The organism is Curtobacterium sp. 179-B 9B NHS (genome assembly GCF_045370965.1).
In the GTDB taxonomy this organism is placed as follows: Bacteria; Actinomycetota; Actinomycetes; order Actinomycetales; family Microbacteriaceae; genus Curtobacterium.
This window is the reverse complement of the sequence record NZ_JBIQDQ010000014.1, coordinates 23037-45800: the sequence shown is the minus strand read 5'-3', so window position 1 is coordinate 45800 and position 22764 is coordinate 23037. Positions and strand designations below refer to the sequence as shown.

The window sequence follows — 22764 nt, the reverse complement described above, 5'->3', positions numbered from 1 at the left end:
CCGGGGAGCCACCGCCGACGGTCATGACGTGACCTCGCGTTACGGGCGCGGTTCCGCGGCGGCCGGGCGGCGACCATGCTCCTGAGGCATGCCGACCCAGACGACCGCAGCCGCGCCTCCCGTCCGTCCCCCGTCTCCGTCCACGAACGCGACCCGACGTCGGGTCGCGCTCGCGTCGTTCGTCGGGACGACCGTCGAGTACTACGACTTCTACCTGTACGCGACGGCCTCGGCGCTCGTGTTCGCCCCGACGTTCTTCCCGTCCGTCACGCCGGCCGTCGGTGTGATCGCGTCCTTCGCGACCTACGGTGTCGGCTTCGTCGCACGGCCGCTCGGCGGCATCGTGGCGGGGCACCTGGGCGACCGGATCGGGCGGAAGAAGCTGCTCGTGGCGTCCCTCGTGCTGATGGGCATCGCGTCGACGCTCATCGGGGTGATCCCCTCGGCGGCGACGATCGGGGTCGGCGCGGTGGTCGCACTCGTGGTGCTGCGACTGCTCCAGGGCGTCGCAGCCGGCGCGGAGTGGGGCGGGTCGGCGCTGCTGTCGGTCGAGCACGCGCCGGCGCGGCACCGGGGACTGTTCGGGGCGTTCACGCAGATGGGGTCCGCCGGCGGCATGCTGCTGGCGACCGGGGTCTTCACGCTCGTACGGACCCTGCTCGGCAACGAGGCGTTCCTGGCCTGGGGGTGGCGCCTGCCGTTCCTGTTCTCCGCGGTCATCGTCGCGGTCGGACTCGTCATCCGGCTCGGCGTGCAGGACGCCCCGGTGTTCCAGGCGCTGCGCGCGTCCGGCGGTGTCGAACGGTTCCCGGTGTGGCAGGCGGTCCGTCGGCACCCGCGGTCGATCCTCGTCACCGCAGGGCTGCGGCTCGTCCAGCCGGCGCTCTACTCGATCCTGACGACGTACTCGCTGACGTACCTCGGGGCGAAGCGCGGCGAGGAGGGCTCGGCCGCCGGGCTCCAGGCGGTGCTCGTGATCTCGGCGGTGTCGCTCGTGTCGACGCCGTTCTGGGGGTGGCTGTCCGACCGGGTCGGGCGCCGGCCGCTCGCGATCGGGTCGGCGATCGGGATCGGCGTGCTGATCTGGCCGTTCTTCGCGTTCCTCGACGCCGGGCCCCTGGTGCTGCTGCCGTTCGTGGCGTTGATCGGCATGAGCGTGTTCCACGACAGCATCTACGGTCCGCAGGCGGCGTGGTTCGCGGAGCAGTTCCCGACCGGGCGGCGCTACTCGGGCATGAGCCTCGGGTACCAGATCGGGTCGATCTTCTCGGTGGGGCTGACGCCGTTGCTCGCGGCGGTGTTCGTCGAGGTGGGCGGGGGCTCGCCGTGGATCCTGTGCGCGTACCTCGGCGTGTACGCGGTGCTGTCGGTCGTGGCCGCGGTGTTCGCGGTCGACCCGGTGCGCGACGCGCGGCGGGCGGACGCCCGGGCGGCCGGTGCCGGTGCCGGTGCCGGTGCCGGTGCCGGTGCCGGTGCCGGTGGGCCAGTCTCGGGCTGAGCGACGGGGCTCGGGCTCCGAGCCGCGAGGGACGCCGGTCAGCCCGGGTCTCGCCGGCGACCACACCGACTACGTCCTGAGCACCAGGTCCGCGAGCTCCGCGGGCGCCTCGGCGGCGATGAAGGCGCGCTCCTGGGCAGCCCAGCGCTCCCACTCGCGGGCGAACACCTCGCCGTCGCGGCCGATCGCCCGGTCGCGTCGGACGTCGTCGTCCGCCTCGAGCCACACCCGGAGGGTCGCTTGTGGAGCAGACCCCCGGGAGAGCGCCCCGCACCCCTCGACCACCAGCGGCACGTGCGACTCGATCGACACCCACTCCGCCGGCTCGGACCGCTCCCAGTCCCAGCGCCGGTACCCCGACGGCGTCCCGAGCACGTCGGACACGACCGCGTCGGCGGCCGCGCGCAGGCCGTCCCACCCGGGGTAGACGTCGTCGAGGTGCACGACCCGTGCGCCGAGCCGTGCCGCCACGGCGTCGCCCAGCGTGGTCTTCCCGGTGCCCGAGCGCCCGTCGACCAGCACGACGAGCCGTCGACCGGTGGCGGCAGCAGCGCCGACCGCAGCCGCGGCGATCCCCTCGGCGAGCGCCGCGTCCGGTGCCGCTCCCCCGGCAGTCAGGTCCGGCTGCGCACCCTCGGCGGTCACGTCCGGCACCGCTTCCCCGGCGACCGCTCCCCCGGCGGTCGTGTCCGGCCGCGCGCGCTCAGGCACGCCACGTCCCCGCAGCCACGGCCACCCCGATCGATGCGACACCGATCCCCACCAGCACGGCGATCATCGCCCACTCCGGTCCCGCGAACCGCGCCTGCCGCGCCCACGTCCGGGGACCGGGAGCGCCGAAGCCGCGCGACTCCATCGCCACCGCCAGCGTGGTCGCCCGGCGGAGTGCGAGCACGAGCAGCGCGAAGGCCATCGACGCTCCGCGCCGCAGTCGTCCGTGGTCGGCGAGCCCCCGTGCGCGGCGTGCCATCGCGAGCTGGCGCCAGTCCTCGCCGAGCAGGCTCGTCATCCGCACCGCGGCCAGGGCCCCGAGCACGAAGCGGGCCGGCAGCCGCAGCAGCTGTGCGAGTCCGTCGGCCAGGTCGGTCGGGTCGACCCCGACGAAGAGCACGACGGCCGGCAGCCCGACCGCGAGGACCCGCAGCGCGGTCGCCAGCGCGAGCGTCAGCGACCCGTCGGTGACGTGGACGAAGCCGAGGTCGAACCACTCACGCCCGGAGGGCCGCCCGTACAGCGCGATGCTCAGCGCCGTCAGGGGCACGGCGACGAGCACCGGTGACGCCCGCAGCAGCAGGGTCCGCGGCGGGATCCGGAGCACCGGGAGGAGCAGCAGCTCCAGCGCGAGCGCGACGGCCGCGGAGACGACGTCGAGGCTCGTCACGAGGCACAGGCCGAGTGCGAGCACGCCGAGCATCGCGGCGACGGGCTGGACGCCGGCGACACCGCGGCGCGTCCGGCAGGGAGGCTCGGCTCGCCCGCCCGCACCGGCGCCGGTCGTCGGGGTGGTCACCGGTGCACCTCCGTGGTCGGTCGGGGTCCGCCGGGTCCGGTCGACGGGGCGTCCGGTCCGGCCGACGGGGCGCCGGGTCCGGCCGAGGGGCCACTGCGTCCGTCCGGCGGGACGGCGGTTCCGGCCGGCGGGACGGCGGTTCCGGCCGGCGGCACGGTCCTCGCACCGTCGGCGGCGAGCACGACCTCGTCGGCGTCGAGCGCACGGACGAGGTCACGGTCGTGCGTCACCACGACGAGCGCCGTCCCCGCGTCCGCCAGCGCCCCGAGCAGGTCGACCACGGCCTGCCAGGTCGCACGGTCCTGGCCCGAGGTGGGTTCGTCGAGCACGACCACGGGCGGTCGCGAGGCGACGACGGCACCGATCGCGAGCCGCCGCTGCTCACCGCCGGACAGCGTGAAGGGGTTGGCGTCGGCGAGGTGCCGGAGCCCGAACGCGTCGAGGAGTTCCTCCACCCGCGCGTCGGCGTCCGACAGCCCGAGCGCGCGCGGTCCGGCACCGAGCTCCTCGCGGACACTGCGCGCCACGAACTGGTGTCCGGGGTCCTGGAACACCGACCCGATCCGGGCCGCGAGCTGCCGGCTCGTCCACCGGATCGGCGTGTCACCGGCCTCCCCGGCCAGGTCGGGCGTCGCGAGGAGTGTCCCTCCGGACGGCCGCAGGAGCCCGGCGAGGGTGAGGCCGAGCGTCGACTTGCCGACGCCGTTCGGACCGGTGACCGCGAGGACCCGACCGCGACGGACCCCGAGGTCGATGCCGCTGCCGACACGGGTCCCGCCGGCACGTCCGAGGATGCCCCCGCGCGCGGTCGCGAGTCCCCGCGCCTCGAGCAGCGCCGTCTCATCGTCGCGCGGGCGGAAGGCGCCCCCGGCCACCGGCGCTCCCGGTGCTGATCCGCCCGTTCGCTCGGTCGACGGCGCGACCGGACGTCCGCCGCCGGCCCGGGACGATCCCCGCGCCGGCTCGGCACCGGGCACCCACACGCCGGCCGCCGTCAGCGCCGGACCGTGCTCGGCGAGCACCGACGCGGGGGTCCCGTCCGCGACGACCCCGCCCCCGGGTTCGAGGAGCACGAGTCGATCGACCAGGTCGAGCCAGGTGCCGATCCGGTGCTCGACCACGAGCATCGTCGCACCGCTGGTGTCGAGCAGCGCCCGCACGGCGTCGTGGACCTGCGCCACGCCCTCGGGGTCGAGGTTCGCGCAGGGTTCGTCGAGCACGAGCACGCCGGGCCGCATCGCGAGCACGCCCGCGAGCGCCAGACGCTGCCGCTGCCCGCCGGAGAGCCGGCTCGTGGACCGGTCGAGCGGCAGGTCGAGGCCGACGACCCCGAGCGCGTGCCGGACGCGTTCCCACGTCTCGGCCCGCGGGACGCCGGTGTTCTCGCATCCGAAGGCCACGTCGTCGCCGATGCGCGACATCACCGTGTGGGCCTCGGGATCCTGCATGACGAGGCCGACGCGCCCGCGGACTGCGCGGGGGTCGGCGCCGTCGACCAGGACCGAGCCCTGCACGGCTGCGGCGGTGTCGTCGTCGGGGTCCGGCTCGTCCGCCAGCACCGCTGCGACCGCGCGGAGCACCGTCGACTTGCCGGCGCCCGAGGGGCCGACGACCGCGACGCGCTCACCCGGCTCGACGACGAGGTCGAGACCGCGCACCGCCCACGCGTCGCGCCCGGCGTACCGCCAGCCCCAGTCACGGAAGGCGATCCGCGCCGCCCCCGAGGACGACACGGCCGTCACCGGGCGGCGCGGGACCCGCGCTCGGCCTGCTCGGCAGCGGGCGTCGCGGTGCCGGACTGCGCGCCGTCGAGCGGAACGGTCGCGCCGGTCGGGGCGGACGACTCCTGCGGGGTGGTCGCGTGCGTCCGTCGGGCGTGCTCACGCCCTGCGGCGAACGAGGACAGTACGCCGGTCGCGGCGAGCGCCCGCACGAGCAGCCACGAACCGAGCCCGGCGATCACGGCTCCGGACACCACGGCGGACACGACGTAGACGGTCTTGAACGCCGCGTCGAGCCCCGGGTACCAGAGCACGGTGTCGTTGATGCCGAGGGCGAGCCCCGCGGCGGCACCGGCGAGCACGACGACCGGCAGCCGGTAGGCCCGGTAGAGGAACAGTGCGAGCACGACCTCGGCCCCGAGGCCCTGCACGAGACCGGCCTCGAGCGTCAGCCACCCCCACTGGGTACCGAGCAGTGCCTCGACGCTGGCGGCGACCATCTCGGCGTAGAGCGCGGCCCCGGGCTTCCGGACGACGATGGCGACGAGCGGCCCGGCGAGCAACCAGACCCCGCCGAAGAGTGCCTGGGTGCCGGGGAGGACCAGGGCTGCGACGGCGCTGATCGGCTCGTAGCCGAACTCCCAGAGCTTGAAGACGACACCGATCGCGACGGCGAGGACGCTCGCGACGACGATGTCGACGACCCGCCAGCGCAACGAGCGCCTGACGGTGGTGGACGGTGCTGCGGACTGCGTGGTTGCAGGCATGGTTGCTGACTCCTCCCTGCGCCGGCATGACCCGGATCAGGTTCGACGGTCGGAGCGCCGTTCGCTCCCTCTCAGCCCGGCGGTCCCGGACTCCCGTGTGTGTGGCAGCAGTCTAGACGCGGTCGCGACCGCGTGACGGACGGGAGGCCCGTGGCGGCCTCGCCACGGGCCTCCCGTCCGGTGGGTCACTTCTTGAGGGCGCGGATCACCTTGCTCAGGGCCTTGCCGGTCACCCAGATGGTGGGGATGCTCACCGCGAGCAGCGAGATCAGGTTCGGCTCGAACTGCAGGTCCTGCCCCGGGCGACGCACGTAGGCACCGACGGGGATCGACGCCCCGCCGCCACCGCCGCCGCCGTTCTCGTCGTCCCCACCGGCGCCGAAGCCGAACCAGCCGATGGACACCGGGATGAGGGTCTGGTCCCCGACCTCGACCGGTTCGCCGTAGTTGGTCGAGACGCCCACGGGGCGCACCTTGTCTGCGATCTGACTCACGATGTTGGCCATGCGCGCGAGGCTACTCGGCGGTTCCTCCACAGGCCGGCGAGCACCTGCGGCCGTCCACCCCTGGGGCTTGTCTGCGGACGCGGACGGCCCGCGCCGATACCGTGGCGGAACCCACACCTGGAGGACTGTTTGCACACCTGGCCCGGCAACCCGTACCCCCTCGGGGCGACCTACGACGGCAGCGGCACGAACTTCGCCCTGTTCAGCGAGGTCGCCGACCGCGTGGAACTGTGCCTCTTCGACGACGCGGGGAACGAGGAGTGCGTCGACCTGGTCGAGGTGGACGCACACGTCTGGCACGCCTACCTGCCGAACGTCGCCCCGGGGCAGGAGTACGGCTTCCGCGTGCACGCCCCGTACGACCCGGCGAACGGACTGCGCGGCAACCCGCACAAGCTGCTCCTCGACCCGTACGCCAAGGCGACCAGCGGGGACATCGACTGGGACCAGGCGCTGTTCTCGTACACGTTCGGCGACCCGGACTCGACCGACGACCAGGACTCGGCGTCCCACATGATGAAGGGCGTCGTCATCAACCCGTTCTTCGACTGGCAGGGTGACCGGGCTCCCCGGGTCCCCTACGGCGAGACGGTGATCTACGAGGCGCACGTCAAGGGCCTCACCGAGACGCACCCCGACGTGCCCGAGGAGCAACGGGGCACCTACGCCGGTGTCGCGCACCCGGCGGTCATCGAGCACCTCAAGCGCCTGGGGATCACGACGCTCGAGCTCATGCCGGTGCACCAGTTCGTCAACGACTCCACGCTGCAGGAGAAGGGGCTGTCGAACTACTGGGGCTACAACACGATCGGCTTCTTCGCGCCGCACTCGCACTACTCGTCGTCCGGCGACCGCGGGCAGCAGGTGCAGGAGTTCAAGGCGATGGTGCGCGAGCTCCACCGTGCCGGCATCGAGGTCGTCCTCGACGTCGTCTACAACCACACGGCAGAGGGCAACCACCTCGGGCCGACGCTGTCCTTCCGCGGCATCGACAACGCGGCGTACTACCGCCTGGTCGAGGACGACAAGCGGTACTACATGGACACCACGGGCACCGGGAACTCGCTCAACGTCGGGCACCCGCACTCGCTGCAGCTCATCATGGACTCGCTGCGGTACTGGGTCACCGAGATGCACGTCGACGGGTTCCGCTTCGACCTCGCCGCGGCCCTGGCCCGCGAGTTCTACGAGGTCGACCGGCTCGCGGCCTTCTTCGAACTGGTCCAGCAGGACCCGATCGTGTCCCAGGTCAAGCTCATCGCCGAGCCGTGGGACGTCGGGCCCGGCGGGTACCAGGTCGGCAACTTCCCGCCGCAGTGGTCCGAGTGGAACGGCAAGTACCGCGACACCGTGCGTGACTTCTGGCGGGGCGAGCCCTCGACGCTCGGCGAGTTCGCCTCGCGCATCTCCGGGTCGGCCGACCTGTACGAGCACGACGGCCGGACGCCCAAGGCGAGCATCAACTTCATCACCGCCCACGACGGCTTCACGCTGTACGACCTGGTCGCGTACAACGAGAAGCACAACGACGCCAACGGCGAGGACAACAACGACGGCGAGAGCCACAACCGGTCGTGGAACTCGGGCGTCGAGGGGCCGACGGACGACCCGGAGGTCGCCGCGCTCCGACTGCAGCGCCGGCGGAACTTCCTCGCCACCCTGCTGCTCAGCCAGGGCGTGCCGATGATCGCCCACGGCGACGAGCTCGGCCGAACTCAGCACGGCAACAACAACGTGTACGCGCAGGACTCCGCGATCAGCTGGATCGACTGGGAGCACGCCGACGACGAACTCGTGCAGTTCACCGCCGACGTCGTGAAGCTCCGGCACGACCACCCGACCTTCCGCCGCACCCGGTACTTCAACGGTCGTCCGGTGCGCCGGGGCGAGGGCGAGCCACTGCCCGACGTCGTGTGGCTGACCCCGTCCGGCGACGCGATGGACCCCGAGGACTGGGACTCCGGCTTCGGCAAGAGCGTCGGCATGTACCTGAACGGCGAGGGCATCCGCGGCCGCGACCGCTGGGGCGAACGTGTGACCGACGTGGCGTTCCTGACGTACTACAACGCACACGACGACGTCGTGACCTTCACGCTGCCGCCCGAGGAGTACTCGCCCGGGTGGACCGTCCGGATCGACACGGCCGAACCCGGTGCCCGCGAGACGGTCCTCGACGCCGGGACCCCGCTCGACGTGCCGGCGCGCTCGATGATCGTGCTCCGTGCCGAGCCCGACCACGAGGTCACCACCACGCAGGTGGAGTCGGTCGAGGGCGGGCGGCAGTCCACCCCGACCAACCCCGCGGCGTCCACGGCGGCGTCCGCCACCGACCCGGAACCGTCCGGGGCGGAACCGTCCGACGCTGCACCGTCCGACGCTGCACCGTCCGGCGCGGAACCGTCCGACGCTGCTCCGTCCGGGGCGGAACAGCCCCTGGCGTCCGCCGAGGGCACGTCCGCAACGGACTCGGTCAGCGACACCGACGCCGGCCCCGACTCCCCTGACACCGAACCCGAACCCGAACCCGATCCCACAGGAGCCACCGCGTGAGCGCTCGCCGCGTCCCCACGTCCACCTACCGGCTGCAGGTCACCGCAGACTTCGACCTCGACGCCGCCCAGGGCGTGGTCGACCACATCCGCACCCTCGGTGCGGACTGGGTCTACCTCTCCCCCGTGCTGCAGGCCGAGCCCGGGTCGCAGCACGGCTACGACGTCGTCGACCACTCGCACGTCGACACCGAGCGCGGCGGCGACGCCGCGCTCCGAGCCCTCGCCGAGGCCGCGCACGCCGCCGGGCTGGGCGTCCTCGTCGACATCGTGCCGAACCACGTCGGCGTCGCCACACCCGAGGCGAACCCGTGGTGGTGGTCCCTGCTCGAGTCCGGTCAGGGCTCCCCCGTCGCGTGGGCGTTCGACGTGGACTGGCAGGCCGGTGACGGGCGCATCCGGATCCCGGTGCTCGACGACCGGCTGCTCGACGCGGTCGAGCTGCGGGACGGCCGGCTGTACGTCGGCGAGACCGCCTACCCGACGGCCGAGGGCACCGTGCAGGACGGCGACGACGTCGCAGCCGTGCACGCCCGTCAGCACTACGAGTTCGTGCACTGGAAGCGCGCGGACCACGACCTCAACTACCGTCGCTTCTTCGCGGTGAACACCCTCGCGGCGATCCGCGTCGAGGAGCCCGAGGTGTTCGCCTCGTCCCACGCGACGATCGGCGGCTGGTTCCGCGACGGGCTCGTGGACGGCCTGCGCATCGACCACCCGGACGGCCTGTACGACCCCGCCGGGTACCTGCAGGACCTGCACGACCTCACCGGCGGCGCGTACACGCTCGTCGAGAAGATCCTCGAGCCCGGCGAGCAGCTCCCGTCGTCGTGGCCGGTCGACGGCACCACCGGCTACGACGCCCTCGCCGTGGTCGACCGTGTCTTCGTCGACCCCGCGGGTGAACCGGCGCTCACCGCCGCGTCCGGTGCCGAGCCCGCCGACTGGCAGCAGCTCACGCACGACACCCGGCGCGGGATCGCCGACGGCATCCTCGGCAGCGAGGTCCGCCGGCTCGCACGGCTCCTCGCCCCCGTGGCACCCGACGTGCCCGAGGACCGCGTCGTCGACGCCGTCGCCGAGATCGTCGCGTCCTTCGAGGTCTACCGGACGTACCTGCCCGAGGGCGTCCACCACCTCATCGACGCCCTCGAACGCGCCGCCGAGGCCCGCCCGGACCTCGACGACGTGATCGACCGCATCGCACCGGCGCTCGTCGACCCCGGTCACGCCGCGGCCGTCCGGCTGCAGCAGACGTCGGGCATGGTGATGGCGAAGGGCGTCGAGGACACCGCGTTCTACCGCACGTCGCGCCTGACCACCCTGAGCGAGGTCGGCGCAGACCCGAGCCTGTTCGCCGTCTCGGTGGAGGACTTCCACCAGGCCCAGCGCGACCGCCAGGGCAGCTGGCCGCACACCATGACGACGCTCACCACGCACGACACGAAGCGCAGCGAGGACACCCGTGCGCGCATCAGCGTGCTCGCCGAGCTCGGCTCCGAGTGGGCCGACGCGCTCGCGCGGCTGCGATCCCTGGCCCGCTCGACGACGCCGTGATGGCGGACCTGTTGTGGCAGGCCATCGTCGGTGCACGTCCTGCGAGCCGCGATCGCCTGCACGCCTACGCCGAGAAGGCGTCGCGCGAGGCCGGCGACAGCACGACGTGGACCGAGCCGGACGAGGCGTTCGAGGAGCAGATGCACGCGCTCGTCGACGCGTCGTTCGACGATCCGCAGGTCGTGGCCGTGCTCGACGAGCTCGACCAGGTCATCAACGCTGCCGGGTGGTCGAACGGGCTGGCCCAGAAGCTCGTGCAGCTGACGATGCCCGGCGTGCCGGACGTCTACCAGGGCACCGAGGGCTGGGACCGGTCGCTCGTCGACCCCGACAACCGCCGACCGGTCGACTACGCCGAGCTCCGGCACGTGCTCGCCGGGCTCGACGGCCCCGAGGACGACGGCCCCGAGCGGCTGCCGGCCGTCGGACTCGACGGTGCCGTGAAGACCCTCGTCGTCAGCCGGGCCCTGCGCCTGCGCCGCGACCACCCCGAGCTGTTCACCCGCTACCTGGGGCTCGAGGCCACGGGCAGCGCCGCCGACCACGTCCTGGCGTTCGACCGTGGCGGTGCCGTGACCGTCGCGACACGCCTGCCCGTCGGACTCGAGCGGGTCGGGGGCTGGGGCGACACCCTGGTGCACCCGGTGCCGCTCGACCGGGTCGACCTGCTCACCGGTCGACGGTTCCCGGCGTCCCGCGGCATCGCGCTCGCCGAGCTGCTCACGGACCTGCCGGTGGCGCTCCTCGTGCCCGCCGACCTCGCCGACGCCGGGGCGGCCGCTGCCTCCTCGTCCACGTCGACGACCACCCCCGCGGCCGCTGGGTCGGGCGGCACCGCCGTCTCCGACCAGCAGGCCGAGATCGAGATCCTGGAGGGTCACGCATGACCGTTCCCGCCCGCTACGCCGTCTGGGCGCCGAACCCCGAGCGCGTGCGCCTGGTCGTCGACGACGTCGAGTACGCCCTGACCCGCGGTGACGACGACTGGTGGAGCACCGACGAGGTCGCCCCGGTCGTCGGCGCGCGCTACGGCTTCCGTATCGACGACGACGAGGACGTCCGCCCGGACCCCCGCAGCCGGTACCAGCCGGACGGGGTGCACGGCACGTCCGAGGTCGTGGACCCGGAGCGCTTCGCGTGGACCGACGAGGCCTGGACGGGCCGTCCCGCCCGCGGCGGTGTGATCTACGAGATGCACATCGGCACCTACACGCCCGAGGGCACCCTCGATGCGGCGGCCGCGAAGCTCGACCACCTCGTCGAGCTCGGCGTGGAGTTCGTCGAGCTGCTCCCCGTCAACGCCGTCAACGGCGAGTGGAACTGGGGCTACGACGGGGTCGGCTGGTTCGCCGTGCACCACCCCTACGGCGGTCCCGACGCCTACGACCGCTTCGTCGACACCGCCCACGCGCTGGGCCTCGGGGTCATCCAGGACGTCGTCTACAACCACCTCGGCCCGAGCGGGAACTACCTGCCGCTGTACGGTCCGTACCTGCTGCAGGGGCTCGGGAACACCTGGGGCGACTCGGTCAACGTCGAGCACCCCGAGGTCCGCCGGTACGTGCTGGACAACGTGCGGATGTGGTTCCGCGACCACCACGTCGACGGACTCCGGCTCGACGCGGTGCACGCGATCCGGGACACCACGCGCCCGCACGTGCTGCAGGTCATGGCCTCCGAGACCGAGTCGTACTCGGAGTTCGTCGGGCGCCCGCTCTCGCTCATCGCCGAGTCGGACCTCAACGACCCGGTCATGTTCCGTCCGCAGGAGGCCTCCGGGTACGGCCTGACCGGACAGTGGTCGGACGACTTCCACCACGCCGTCCACGTGGCGCTCACCGGCGAGACGAACGGCTACTACGCCGACTTCGCACCGCTCTCGGCGCTGGCGAAGGTCCTGGAGCACGGGTTCTTCCACGACGGCACCTGGTCGTCGTTCCGCGGGAAGCGGCACGGTCGACCGATCGACCGCGGGACGTCGCCCGCGACGGCGCTGGTCGTCGCGAACCAGAACCATGACCAGATCGGCAACCGCGCCGCGGGCGACCGGCTCGCGGCGTCACTCGACGACGAGTCGCTCGTCATCGCCGCGGCGCTGACGCTGCTCGGCCCGTTCACGCCGATGCTGTTCATGGGCGAGGAGTTCGCCGCGACCACGCCGTGGCAGTTCTTCACCTCCCACCCGGAGAAGGCGCTGGGCGAGATCACGGCGAAGGGTCGGATCGCCGAGTTCGCGGAGCACGGTTGGGACGAATCGGTCGTCCCGGACCCGCAGGACCCGACGACGTTCTCGAACTCGAAGCTCGACTGGGCCGACCTCACCTCGGAGCGGGGTGCGCGGATCCTCCGGGCCTACCGCGTGCTCGTCGCGCTGCGCCGCACCGAGCAGGCCTTCGTCGACCACCGCTACGAGGCGAACGCCGTCCGCTTCGACGGGGACGACCGCTGGCTCGTGCTGACCCGCGGTCTGCTCGGGCCCGACGCGGCGCCGGTGCACGTCGTGGTGAACTTCGCCGACGACGCTGCCGAGGTGTCCGTCCCGGACGCGACCGGTGAGGAGCTCTACCGCTTCGGTGAGGCGAGCGTCGACGCCGGTGTGGTCCGGTTCGCGTCGCGCGGCGTGGTGGTCCTGCGCTGACGGACGCGCCCTGACCGATCGGCGAGAGCGACAGTCCCCCGTGGAACGCCCACGGGGGACTGTCGCTTCCGCGGACCAGAGCGGCCACGACACCGGCCGGGCACGGCGCGGCAGTACCGGCACCGGTACCGGGCCGTCACCGGGCCGTCACCGGCACCGGTTCCGGGCCGTTGCAGGTCAGGCGGACTGGTCTCCGACCGCATGCGCGTTCTTGCGCACCGAGGGCAGTCGGCGGTGGTCCTTCACGACCGAGCGCACCTCGCGCGCCCGCCGGTCGATGCCCCACTTCGTCACGAGCGTCAGGCTCTCGCGCACGATGTTCCCGCTCATCTTCGAGACGCCGAACTCGCGCTCGGTGAAGGTGATCGGCGTCTCGACGACCCGCAACCCGGCCTCGAGCGCTCGCCAGCACAGGTCGACCTGGAAGCAGTACCCCTTCGACGCGACCCCGGCCAGGTCGATCCGCTCGAACGCCTTCGACGTGAACACCCGGAAGCCGCCGGTCGCGTCACGCACCGCGATGCCGAGCGCCATCCGCGTGTAGAGGTTCCCGCCGCGGGACAGCAGTTCGCGGTACCACGGCCAGTTCTCGACCTCGCCGCCCTTGATCCAGCGGGAGCCGAGCACGAGGTCGTTCGAGTCGGCGAGCTCGAGCATCCACGGGAGGTACTCCGGGTGGTGCGAGCCGTCCGCGTCCATCTCGACGAGCTTGTCGTAGCCGTGCTCGAGGCCCCAGGCGAACCCCGCGAGGTACGCGCCGCCGAGCCCGTCCTTCACCGTCCGGTGCATCACGTGGACCCGGTCGGTCTCGCGCGCGATCTCGTCCGCGATGTCGCCGGTGCCGTCCGGGGAGTTGTCGTCGACGACGAGCACGTGGACGCTGTCGTCGGTCGCGGCCAGGGTGCGGGCGACGATCGGGCGGACGTTCTCCGCCTCGTCGTAGGTCGGGATGATGACCAGGGACGTGCTCATGGTGCTCCTCGCGGTTCGCATCGAAGGGTATCGGGTCGCCCTGCGTCAGCCCGACGTCAGGTCTGCGAACACGATCAGATTGTCCGTGTAGTGCCCGGTCGCGGTGTCGAACGTGCCGTCGCACGTGATCAGCCGGAGCTGCGGGGTCGGTGCGCTGCCGTACACGTCGCTCGTCGGGAAGGCCGACTTCGCGGCGCGCTCCGAACGGTCGACCGTGAAGGTGCGGGTCGTGCCGTCGGACATCGCCACGTGGATCTCGTCCCCGGCCACGAGTTCGTCGAGCCGGAAGAAGACGGCTGCGCTCGTCGGGCTGTCGACGTGCCCGGCGATCACGGCCGGCCCGACCTGCCCCGGCACGATGCCGTCGGCGAACCAGCCCGCGCTGTCCCAGTCCTCCGGCGGGTCGAGCTCCCCAGCGGCACCGCGGCCGAGGTCCTCGAGGCCCGAGGACACACCGATCGCCGGGATCTCCACCCGCACCGGCGTGGCGGTCGAGCGTGCCGCCGGGGCAGCGGGGTCCTGGAAGCCCGACGTCTCGCCTGCCCCGGAGCCGTTCGCCGCCGCACCCGGGTCAGTCCTCGCGGACGGGCTGCTGGTCGCCGCCGTCCGGGTCCCCGCGGCGTCGGTCCCCGTGGTGGCGACGGCCACCCCGGCGATGCCGCCGCCGACGAGGACCGCCGCCACCGCTCCACCGACGAGCACGCCGGGGCGGCCGGACCACCACCGGCTCGGTCCGGTCGCGGTTCGACGCCCGGTCACGAGGCGCCTCCCGCGTCGGTCGCGCAGCCACCGAGGACGTCGGACGTGAGCATGGTCGCGCCGAGCGCTGCCCACGCGTCGCCGTAGTAGGTCGGGGTGGTCGCCGAGGTCCGGTCCATTCGCCGCAGGTCGGCCGACGCCGCCGCCGACGAGCCGGCCGCGTGCTCGGCCGCTGCCCGTGCGGCGTAGGCGAGCGCGCTGGTGTCCCCGGTCACGGCCGTGCCGCCCAGGTCGAGCTGGGCTGCGAGCTCGGTGCTCCGGCGCAGGGTCGGCGCGATCGACCCGGCGAGCGTGCGGTCCTCGGCCGAGCACGCCTCGGCGTAGCGCAGCGGCAGCCGCATCGCGTCCCACCCGTAGACGACGCTGCCCTGGTCGCCGTTCGCGGGCATCGGTTCGACCGTGCCGTCGGCGTGCACCTGGGACCAGTCGCTCGGCAGGTCGCTGACGTCGAGCACGGCGGCGGTCGCCGCACGGGAGCCCTCGGTGAGCTCCGCCCAGCGGCGGTCTCCGGTCGCCCGTTCCAGGATCCGGAACGCGGCGGGTGACGCGTAGGACGCGTCGTACCGGTACGGCTCGGTGTCCGCCCACGGCCCCGGCAGCAGGATCGTCCCGAGGTCGGTCTCCGCCGTCTCGTGCTCGAGGATCGCCGACGCCATGGCCCTGCCCGCGGCGGTGTACCGCTCGTCGCCCCACCGGTCGCCGGCGAGCACGAGTGCCCGGGCGGCGTCGAGGTCGGCATCGCTCGCGGACTGGCCGTCGACGACCCCGTCCTCCGGCGTCCACCGCCACGCGAGCAGGTCGTCGTCGGTCACCAGGTGCCGCTTCGTCCACGACCAGATGTCGCCGAAGGTCGCACGGTCGTCGTCCGCGTAGGCGATGAGCAGACCGTAGGCCTGCCCCTCGCTGACGGTGTCACCGCCCTGGTCGGTGCGGACGACCCGGCCGTCCTGCACGTAGTCGTCGAGGAAGTCCTGCCGCAGCTCGGCGGCGCTGCGGTCGACGTCCGGGGCGGGCGACGAGGTCACGCTCGAGGTCGCTCCTGCCTGCGGTACGGCGTCGCTCCACGGACGGACGGCGACGAGGGCGGCGCCGACGGCGACGACGACCGCCGCTGCGGCGGTGATGGGGATCCAGGTCCTGCGGGTCATGCCGGCACCTCTTCCGGGGTGGTCGGGGACGGTCGGACGGGAGGCGCGCACCAGGTGGGCGCTCGGGCTGCGGTGATCCGCGCCTCCAGGCCGGGCCCGACGGGTCACGCGACCCGTCGGCTGCCCGTCGGTCAGTGGAACAGCGAGCGGAACGCCGCGACGATCGCGTGCGTGAACTCGGTGACGGGGCGGTCGGCGGCTGCGCCGCCACCACCGGTCTGGACCCCACCGGACGGGGTCGTTGCCGTGGCGGCCGCGTCGGTGACGGGCACGACGGTCAGGTCGCCCTTGCTGTCGTCGAGGACGAAGAGCGTCGAGACGGTGTTGCCGGCGAGGTCGACCTCGGCGGTCCCGCGCTGGCCGCTGCCGGAGACGTCGAGCGACCACTTGCCGGCGCCGACCGTCGCGTACCGGGTGGCCGTGCCGAAGGAGGCGTCCTCGGCGATGGCGGTGCCGTCGGTCGTGCTGACGTCGACCTCCTTCGCCGTGGTCGCGGCCTGGACGAGACGGAGCTTGGCCTTGCCGTCACCGGGCTGCTGCAGGTCGTCGGTGAACGCCTTGGTCTGCAGGTCGTCGTTCTTGCCGTAGGCGACGACGGTGTTCGCGTCGCCCTGCTGGACCTGGACGTCGGTCGAGATCACCGGGGTGGAGTCGGGGGCGTCGGCAGCGCGCATCGAGAGGACGTAGGTGCCGACGGGGAGCTCCTGGTAGGGGCTGACCTGGCCGTACGTGACGTCGTCGAGCTCGAACACCGTCTTGCCGCCGGACAGGCTGGTCAGCTCGACGTCGACGCCCTTGGTGTCCGGGGAGAGGTGGCCGACGCGGAGCCAGCCCTCGTCGGAGCCGGTCGCGGCCGAGGCGGTCTGCGGTGCGGCGAGGCCGACGGTGGCGGCGACGACGGCGGCGGCGATCCCGGCGACGACGACCGGGCGGCGGGTGGCGCGGCGGGTGACGGTGGGCGCGGAGGTGCGTGCGTGCATCGTGGTGCTCCTTCGGTTCGGGTGGTACAGGTGCTGGTGCTGGGGCTGGTGCTGGGGCTGGGGCTGGGGCTGGGGCTGGGGAGCAGGTGCGGGTGTGGGTGTGGGCGGACCGTGGGGCTGGGCAGCGTGTGGGGGGTGGAGGTGGGGAGCGGGGCTGGTGGCCGGTGGCGGTGCGCGAGCGGGCGGATCCTGCTCGGGGCTGCCGGTTCGGCTACCGGTTCCGCCCGCTCACGACGGGGCCGGGGTCGGGAGGCGCTCGCCGTTCCGCGAGCGGGCGGATCCTGCTCGGGGGCTGCCGGTTCGGCTACCGGTTCCGCCCGCTCACGACGGGGCCGGGGTCAGGAGGCGCTCGTCGGCGTCGTCGTGGGATCGGCCGGGGTGTAGGTCACGACGACCCGCTCCCCGTCGCGCTCGACGTCGGCCGGGCGGATCCCGTCGCTCATGGCATCGAAGGTGGCGACGGCACGAGCAGCATCCGCCCGGTCGGCGGTCTGCACGACGAGCCGGCGGAAGGGCTGCCCGTCCTCCCCCGTGAGCGGGCGGAATCGTTCGACCGCCACCGACTGGTCAGCGAGCACCTGACCGAGGGCGAGCATCGCGCGCGAGTCGACCTGACCCGCTCGGAACTGCGACTTCGTGCCGGCGTCGGCACGGAGCGCCGGGTTCTGCGCGAGCTCGGTCCCCATCGTCTTCCGCCCGTTCGTCGCGGCGGTGATCGCGTCGTTCGCGGCCGCCTCGCCCTCGGAGTGGATGCGACGGACGTCGACCTGCTGGTCGCCGGTGCCGAACGTGGCCACGCTCGTCGAGTTCCGGATGGCGAGCGACACGTCCTGCGAGGAGTTCCCGCCGGTGCGCATCGAGTCCGTCGTGACCACGTAGTCGGAGTCCTTCCACCCGTTCGGCGACTGGCGCTGGACGGCGGCGTCGGTGTCGAGCTTGTAGTACCAGATGACGTTGTTGCGGGCGTACCCGTCGCGGACCAGGTCGACCCACATGGCGTCGTCCACGAGCAGCCGCGAGGACTTCGGGACGTTGTCGCCGACCCACTGCTCGGCCTGCTGCATCGGCAGGTCGAGGTTCGCCGACGTGAACCCGCGCAGCTGCGCGCCCCAGAGCGGCACCGCCACGACGACGGCCGCTGCGGTGACCACGGCCCAGGCGGCACCGAAGCCACGTCGAGCGAATCCGTGCACGCGGGTCCGGGCGTTGGACCGGATCCGTCCGGCGAGCGCGAGGACCGCTCGCTCGGCGGTGTACGCGACGAGCAGCGCTGCGAAGGGCACGAGCACGATGACGTACGGCACCGGCAGGTACCCGTTCGGGCGGAACATCATCGCGAGCAGGAAGACGAGCATCGCGGCGATCGGGCGGACCCGGCGCAGGAACAGCCCGACGAACGCGGCGGCCGAACCGAGCACGATGAAGACGGGGTCGAGCGCCCACCACTGTGCGGCGGCCTGGTTCGCCAGGCTCCCTCCGTCGAAGATCGATCCCGACGCGGTGCGCGAACCGAGCTGGTAGGTGATGCCCTCGAAGAGGCTCACCCGGCCGGCGCCGGGCAGGAGCTCACCCTTGACCGCGGCGAGCAGCAGGTAGCCGCCACCGATGACGACCAGGACGGCCCCGGCGACGCTCAGCGTGTACCGACGGGTGCTCCTGTCGGCCCGGCGGACCGCGATCCAGATCAGGAACGGCAGCGCGAGCAGGTACGTCTCCTTGGAGAGCACCGCGACGCCGAGGCACGCGGCGGCTCCGGCGAACCCGGCGAGCTGCTGGCGTCGGCTGAGCGCCAGCACGAACGCGGCGAGGAGCCACGGCGTCGCGACGTTGTCGATGTAGACCGTGCGGTGGTACTGCAGGGCCAGCGGCGAGAGGGCGAAGACGAGCCCCGCGACCGCGGCCGTGACGCGACCTGCGCCCAGTCGACGCGCGAGGACGAAGAGCAGGACGCTGGAGACGGCGGCGAAGAAGACCATCGCCTCGCGGGCGGCCTCGACGGCGAACGGGTAGCGCGCGAACGCCCCGGTCAGCGACGTGTACGCCGCGATCTGGATCCACCCCAGCGGCGGGTGGTCGTACCAGTAGGTGTAGTGGGTGATCTCCCCGAGGTTGGCGATCGCCCACGCCTGGGCGGTGTAGGTCCCCTCGTCGTCGATGCGCTGCGGGGTACCGGTCATGTTCCACGCCTGCACCACGACGGTCACGATGAGGACGGGCACCAGCCAACCGATGCTCGCCGCGTGGACACGGAACCAACCGCGCACGCCGGACAGGGAGGCGGCACCCCGGACGGGGATCCCGGTGGTGTGGGTGATGGTGGCGGTCATCGGGCACCTCCTGCAGACGAACCGGCGAGCGCACGCTCAGACGAGGACGAGGACGAGGACGCAGCCGATGATGCGGACGCAGCCGAGCCGGTCAGCTCGGACGCGAACCCGACGACCTCGGGCTGGGCGCCACCGGTGCGGTGCTGGCCCGTGTGCTCGGTCTTCTCCCACCCGTTCTGCCCCTTGACGTGGCGGACGACGGCACGGACCGCCGCTGCGGCGAGGAACACCTGGTACGGCACCAGGCCGAGGACGAGCTTCACGTAGTCGCGGATGCGGACCTTCTCCTTGTAGATGCGACCGAACTCGTTGAGTCCGACGACCTCGACGGCGAGCAGCATGAGCGTGGGCGCCACCGGGATGAACGAGACGAGGGCGATCGCCGTCGGCACCTTGACGAAGAGGATCATCAGGACGCTGAGCGGGATGAGCAGACCGGTCGCCGCCTGGATGAACGGCATGGTCAGCATGTAGCGGGCGAAGAAGCGCTGGCGGAAGGACGGCAGCTTCTTCCACTCCCCCTTGCCGAGCACCTGCAGGAAGCCCTGGTTCCAACGGGTCCGCTGCTTGAGCAGGGACGCGAACGTGGGCGGCGTCTCCTCGCGGGTGACGGCCTCGGGGCTGTAGGCGACGACGACCTTCGCGCCGTCGGCGGAGAGCCGGACGCCGAGCTCGCAGTCCTCGGCGAGGCAGTGCGCATCCCAGCCGTCCGACCACTCGAGGCGCTCCTTCGTCACGAAGACGGTGTTGCCGCCGAGCGGGATGAACTTCGAGCCCGCGTGGAAGTGCAGTCGCGAGCGGAACCAGAAGTAGTACTCGAGCACGTTGCGGAGCGACCACCAACTCGACTTGAAGTTCATCAGCTGGACGCCGCCCTGCACGACGTCAGCGCCGGTCTCCTGGAAGCGCGAGTCGACGAGCGACAGCAGCTTCGGGTAGACCTCGTCCTCGGCGTCGAACACCCCGACGATGTCGCCCGTCGCGTACTGCAGCGCGAGGTTCATCGCCTTCGGCTTGTTCTTCGGTGCGGTGTCGTCGACGACCACGCGGATCAGTCCCGGATGACGCTCCGCAGCCGCGCGCACGACGGCGTCCGTCTCCGGGTCGTCCTCGCCGACGATCGCGATGATCTCGAAGTCCGGGTGGTCCTGCGTCGCGAGCATGTCGAGCGTCTCGCCCATCACGTCCTGCTCGTGCCGACCGGGCACCAGCAGGGTGAAGCGGTGGGCGGCCGGCAGCGGGGTCTGGCTGAAGCTCGTCGACTTCAGCGCGTCACGTGAGCGCCAGGCGTGCAGCATCCACCACAGCGTGGTGAGCGCGATCACCGTGAGCAGCACGGAGACCGCGATGAGCGCCGAGTAGCCGACCCACTCGCCCAGCGACCAAGCGACCTGCGGAGCCTGCCCCGAGCCTCCCGTCGGGACGTCCGTGGTCCCGCGGTTCGGGAGGTCCCCGGCGGGACCGGTCCCCTCGTTCGGCTGCAGCAGCGGCCCGGCGGCCGTCAGCAGCGTGGTGGTGATGGTCATGCGGCGTGCTCCTTCGCGTGAGCGTCGGTGGAACGGAAGACGAGGGCCTTGTACGCGGCGAACCGGAAGACGGTGCCGAGGACGAGACCCACCCCGTTGCCGGCGACGTTGTCGGCGAGGGTCGAGGTGAAGCCGAGGACGTAGTGCGAGACGAACAGGCAGGCCGCGGCGATGCCGAGACCGATGACGTTCGTGACGGCGAAGAGGAGTCCCTCGCGGAGGGTCTCCTTCCGGCCGACCTGCCGCTGCGAACGGAACGTGATCGAGCGGTTCGCGAGCCACGCGACCACCGTGGCGATGACGGCGGAGACGATCTTCGCGGCGATCGGACCGTCGGGCAGGACGGTCGCGCGCAGGAGGTTGTAGACGCCGAGGTCGATGAGGAAGCAGATCGCTCCGATGGCGCCGAACGACGCGAGCTGCGTCATGGTGGCGCGGAGCCGCGGGCCGAGGGCCGGTCGTGCGACGCTCGCCGCAGGGACGCCGGTCGCCGCTGGGTGGGCGGTCGAGGCGGTGGAGGTCGGCACCGAGCCTGTGCCTGGTGGCACCAGAACGGGGGTGACGGTTCGGGTCATGCCCCCTCTTCGGGGGAACGTTGCGGAGTGGTTTGGTCGGGGTACAGCCCCTGCCAGGACTCTGCCAGTTCCGCGACACCTGCCGTTCATCAGTGAACATCCTTCAGCGTTTTTGCTGATCAGGTGCCAGAAGGGCAGTCCGTCCGGACGGTCGCGCTCGTCGTGAGCTTGCTGTACGACGGACGGGAGGCACGGTGCCAGCTGGCACCGTGCCTCCCGTCCGTCGGTCGGTCGCGCGCTACGCGGGGCGCTGCTCCGGGCTGACCGTCTTGCTGGCATCGCGCTCCGGGATGTCGCCGAGCGCCTCGTCGATGGCGGCGAGCGCGTCAGCGTCGAGCGTCACGCCCGCGGCCTTCACGTTGTCGGTGACCTGCTCGGGGCGGGACGCGCCGACGATCGCCGAGGCGACGTTCGGGTTCTGCAGCGTCCACGCGATCGCGAGCTGGGCCAGCGTGAGGCCGGCCTGGTCGGCGACGGGCTGCAGGCGCTGCACGGCTTCGAGGACCTCGTCGCGCATGAACCGCTTGATCATGTCCGCGCCGCCCTTCTCGTCCGTGGCGCGGGACCCCTCGGGGGCCGGCTGACCCGGCTTGTACTTGCCGGTGAGGACACCCTGTGCGATCGGGGACCAGACGATCTGGCTGAGACCGAGCTGTTTCGAGGCGGGGACGACCTCGCCCTCGATGACGCGCCACAGCATCGAGTACTGCGGCTGGTTCGAGATGAGCTGGAAGCCGAGCTCCTTCGCCAGCGCGGCACCGGCGCAGATCTGCTCCGCGTTCCACTCGCTGACGCCGATGTAGAGCGCCTTGCCCTGACGGACGACGTCCGCGAAGGCCTGCATGGTCTCCTCGAGCGGCGTCTCGTGGTCGTAGCGGTGCGCCTGGTAGAGGTCGACGTAGTCGGTCTGCAGGCGCTCGAGCGAGCCGTCGATCGACTCCATGACGTGCTTGCGGGAAAGGCCGACGTCGTTGTGCCCCTTCGGCCCGGTCGGCCAGTAGACCTTCGTGAAGATCTCGAGCGACTGGCGACGCTCGGCCTTGAGCGCCTCGCCGAGGACCGTCTCCGCCGCGGTGTTGGCGTACGTGTCGGCGGTGTCGAACGTGGTGATGCCGGCGTCGAGCGCTGCCCGCACGCACTGGGTGGCGACGTCGTTCTCGACCTGCGAGCCGTGCGTCAGCCAGTTGCCGTAGGTGATCTCGGAGATCTTGAGTCCGGAGTTGCCCAGGTACCTGAATTCCATGCTCCTGACGCTAGTGGAGTGAGCGCTCTCGTGAGGGGGTGTGCGAGTACCTGTGGAGAGGCGCGGGCGCCGCCGGCACGGGCGCCGCCGGCGTGGGCGCCGCATGCGTGGGCGGGCGGAACACGCGACGCGGTGTGGTCGGGTGGAATCGGATCGGGTGCTGGCGCGAGTGGGCGGAACACGCGACGCGCGCCTCCCGACCTCATCCGGATCCGCCCGCTCGGGGTGAGAGCAGCAACAGACCGGATCCGCCCGCTCCGGGCCGCACGCACCGGTCCTCGGCAAGGCACGAGTCCTGCACACCTCGCTCCGTCCGGCGCCCATCCACAGCTCGACAGCACCCGCCACGGCCGACCTGGACGATCAGGCACGCTGCCCGCATGTCCCTCGCCGACCACTTCCCGCCGCCGCTCCGCGGACGCCCCTTCCGCGTCCGCGAGGCACTGCACCGCGGTGTCCCGGCGAGCCGACTCCGCTCACGACGGCTC

The 22764-nt window shown here is 72.5% G+C and carries 16 protein-coding genes, 1 pseudogene and 1 riboswitch; of the genes and pseudogenes, 4 read left to right on the top strand and 13 right to left on the bottom strand.

Annotated elements, in window-relative coordinates:
* Positions 1 to 88: 88 nt before the first annotated feature.
* Positions 89 to 1498 carry an MFS transporter gene (locus ACH0A8_RS12210; RefSeq protein ID WP_406907285.1) on the top strand — a complete coding sequence of 470 codons (1410 nt, stop codon included), beginning with the start codon at positions 89 to 91 and terminating at the stop codon, positions 1496 to 1498.
* Between the two features lie 69 nt (positions 1499 to 1567).
* On the opposite strand, the gene ACH0A8_RS12205 is transcribed toward ACH0A8_RS12210, so the two are convergent.
* The 5 genes from ACH0A8_RS12205 to ACH0A8_RS12185 form a co-directional block, all read right to left on the bottom strand.
* A complete protein-coding gene (locus ACH0A8_RS12205) occupies positions 1568 to 2209 on the bottom strand; it encodes an ATP-binding protein (protein ID WP_406907284.1) in 642 nt (213 codons plus the stop codon).
* Positions 2202 to 3008 carry an energy-coupling factor transporter transmembrane component T family protein gene (locus ACH0A8_RS12200; RefSeq protein ID WP_406907283.1) on the bottom strand — a complete coding sequence of 269 codons (807 nt, stop codon included), beginning with the start codon at positions 3006 to 3008 and terminating at the stop codon, positions 2202 to 2204. The genes ACH0A8_RS12205 and ACH0A8_RS12200 overlap by 8 nt, the downstream gene beginning before the upstream one ends.
* A complete protein-coding gene (locus ACH0A8_RS12195) occupies positions 3005 to 4750 on the bottom strand; it encodes an ABC transporter ATP-binding protein (RefSeq protein ID WP_406907282.1) in 1746 nt (581 codons plus the stop codon). The genes ACH0A8_RS12200 and ACH0A8_RS12195 overlap by 4 nt, the downstream gene beginning before the upstream one ends.
* Positions 4747 to 5496, bottom strand: a complete 750-nt coding sequence (locus tag ACH0A8_RS12190) for an ECF transporter S component (RefSeq protein ID WP_308301832.1) — start codon at positions 5494 to 5496, stop codon at positions 4747 to 4749. Before ACH0A8_RS12190 ends, ACH0A8_RS12195 begins: the two co-directional genes overlap by 4 nt.
* A riboswitch (TPP riboswitch) is annotated at positions 5492 to 5603 on the bottom strand. Its footprint overlaps the gene before it by 5 nt.
* A gap of 78 nt (positions 5604 to 5681) precedes the next feature.
* Positions 5682 to 6002, bottom strand: coding sequence for a hypothetical protein (locus ACH0A8_RS12185; RefSeq protein ID WP_058727630.1), 321 nt, complete (start codon positions 6000 to 6002; stop codon positions 5682 to 5684).
* Positions 6003 to 6131: 129 nt separating this feature from the next.
* Between ACH0A8_RS12185 and glgX the strand changes: the two genes are divergently transcribed.
* From glgX to treZ, 3 genes and pseudogenes are all read left to right on the top strand, one after another.
* Entirely contained in the window at positions 6132 to 8552 is a 2421-nt protein-coding gene (glgX, locus tag ACH0A8_RS12180; RefSeq protein ID WP_406907281.1) for a glycogen debranching protein GlgX, read from the top strand.
* A pseudogene (treY, locus tag ACH0A8_RS12175) lies at positions 8549 to 10995 on the top strand (malto-oligosyltrehalose synthase). Before glgX ends, treY begins: the two are co-directional and overlap by 4 nt.
* Positions 10992 to 12746 carry a malto-oligosyltrehalose trehalohydrolase gene (treZ, locus tag ACH0A8_RS12170; protein WP_406907280.1) on the top strand — a complete coding sequence of 585 codons (1755 nt, stop codon included), beginning with the start codon at positions 10992 to 10994 and terminating at the stop codon, positions 12744 to 12746. The pseudogene treY and the gene treZ overlap by 4 nt, the downstream one beginning before the upstream one ends.
* A 177-nt stretch (positions 12747 to 12923) precedes the next feature.
* On the opposite strand, the gene ACH0A8_RS12165 is transcribed toward treZ, so the two are convergent.
* The 8 genes from ACH0A8_RS12165 to ACH0A8_RS12130 all read right to left on the bottom strand — a co-directional run bounded on the left by ACH0A8_RS12165 (position 12924) and on the right by ACH0A8_RS12130 (position 22276).
* Complete coding sequence (locus tag ACH0A8_RS12165) at positions 12924 to 13718, bottom strand: polyprenol monophosphomannose synthase (protein WP_406907279.1); 795 nt, start codon at positions 13716 to 13718, stop codon at positions 12924 to 12926.
* A 45-nt stretch (positions 13719 to 13763) separates the two neighbouring features.
* Positions 13764 to 14477: a class F sortase gene (locus ACH0A8_RS12160; RefSeq protein WP_209683529.1), complete on the bottom strand. Its 714-nt coding sequence runs from the start codon at positions 14475 to 14477 to the stop codon at positions 13764 to 13766.
* Complete coding sequence (locus ACH0A8_RS12155; protein WP_209683531.1) at positions 14474 to 15625, bottom strand: glycosyl hydrolase family 8; 1152 nt, start codon at positions 15623 to 15625, stop codon at positions 14474 to 14476. Before ACH0A8_RS12155 ends, ACH0A8_RS12160 begins: the two co-directional genes overlap by 4 nt.
* 131 nt (positions 15626 to 15756) lie before the next feature.
* Positions 15757 to 16605: a DUF4397 domain-containing protein gene (locus tag ACH0A8_RS12150; RefSeq protein WP_209683533.1), complete on the bottom strand. Its 849-nt coding sequence runs from the start codon at positions 16603 to 16605 to the stop codon at positions 15757 to 15759.
* Positions 16606 to 16943: 338 nt separating this feature from the next.
* On the bottom strand, positions 16944 to 18932 hold the full coding sequence (locus ACH0A8_RS12145; protein ID WP_271825969.1) for a glycosyltransferase family 39 protein: 1989 nt from the start codon (positions 18930 to 18932) through the stop codon (positions 16944 to 16946).
* The gene (locus ACH0A8_RS12140) at positions 18929 to 20458 is read right to left on the bottom strand and encodes a glycosyltransferase (protein WP_144411252.1); all 1530 of its coding nucleotides are present in this window, start codon (positions 20456 to 20458) and stop codon (positions 18929 to 18931) included. The genes ACH0A8_RS12145 and ACH0A8_RS12140 overlap by 4 nt, the downstream gene beginning before the upstream one ends.
* On the bottom strand, positions 20455 to 20985 hold the full coding sequence (locus ACH0A8_RS12135; RefSeq protein ID WP_235426514.1) for a GtrA family protein: 531 nt from the start codon (positions 20983 to 20985) through the stop codon (positions 20455 to 20457). Before ACH0A8_RS12135 ends, ACH0A8_RS12140 begins: the two co-directional genes overlap by 4 nt.
* Before the next feature lie 286 nt (positions 20986 to 21271).
* Positions 21272 to 22276, bottom strand: coding sequence for an aldo/keto reductase family protein (locus tag ACH0A8_RS12130; protein ID WP_311205923.1), 1005 nt, complete (start codon positions 22274 to 22276; stop codon positions 21272 to 21274).
* Positions 22277 to 22764: the final 488 nt, after the last annotated feature.

What these genes read in the sequence shown, in the direction of transcription:
- ACH0A8_RS12210 (WP_406907285.1), top strand. Translation starts at nt 89, where the DNA reads ATGCCGACCCAGACGACCGCAGCCGCGCCTCCCGTCCGTCCCCCGTCT.
- ACH0A8_RS12190 (WP_308301832.1), bottom strand. Translation starts at nt 5,496, where the DNA reads ATGCCTGCAACCACGCAGTCCGCAGCACCGTCCACCACCGTCAGGCGC.
- ACH0A8_RS12185 (WP_058727630.1), bottom strand. Translation starts at nt 6,002, where the DNA reads ATGGCCAACATCGTGAGTCAGATCGCAGACAAGGTGCGCCCCGTGGGC.
- treZ (WP_406907280.1), top strand. Translation starts at nt 10,992, where the DNA reads ATGACCGTTCCCGCCCGCTACGCCGTCTGGGCGCCGAACCCCGAGCGC.
- ACH0A8_RS12165 (WP_406907279.1), bottom strand. Translation starts at nt 13,718, where the DNA reads ATGAGCACGTCCCTGGTCATCATCCCGACCTACGACGAGGCGGAGAAC.
- ACH0A8_RS12155 (WP_209683531.1), bottom strand. Translation starts at nt 15,625, where the DNA reads ATGACCCGCAGGACCTGGATCCCCATCACCGCCGCAGCGGCGGTCGTC.
- ACH0A8_RS12150 (WP_209683533.1), bottom strand. Translation starts at nt 16,605, where the DNA reads ATGCACGCACGCACCTCCGCGCCCACCGTCACCCGCCGCGCCACCCGC.
- ACH0A8_RS12145 (WP_271825969.1), bottom strand. Translation starts at nt 18,932, where the DNA reads ATGACCGCCACCATCACCCACACCACCGGGATCCCCGTCCGGGGTGCC.
- ACH0A8_RS12140 (WP_144411252.1), bottom strand. Translation starts at nt 20,458, where the DNA reads ATGACCATCACCACCACGCTGCTGACGGCCGCCGGGCCGCTGCTGCAG.
- ACH0A8_RS12130 (WP_311205923.1), bottom strand. Translation starts at nt 22,276, where the DNA reads ATGGAATTCAGGTACCTGGGCAACTCCGGACTCAAGATCTCCGAGATC.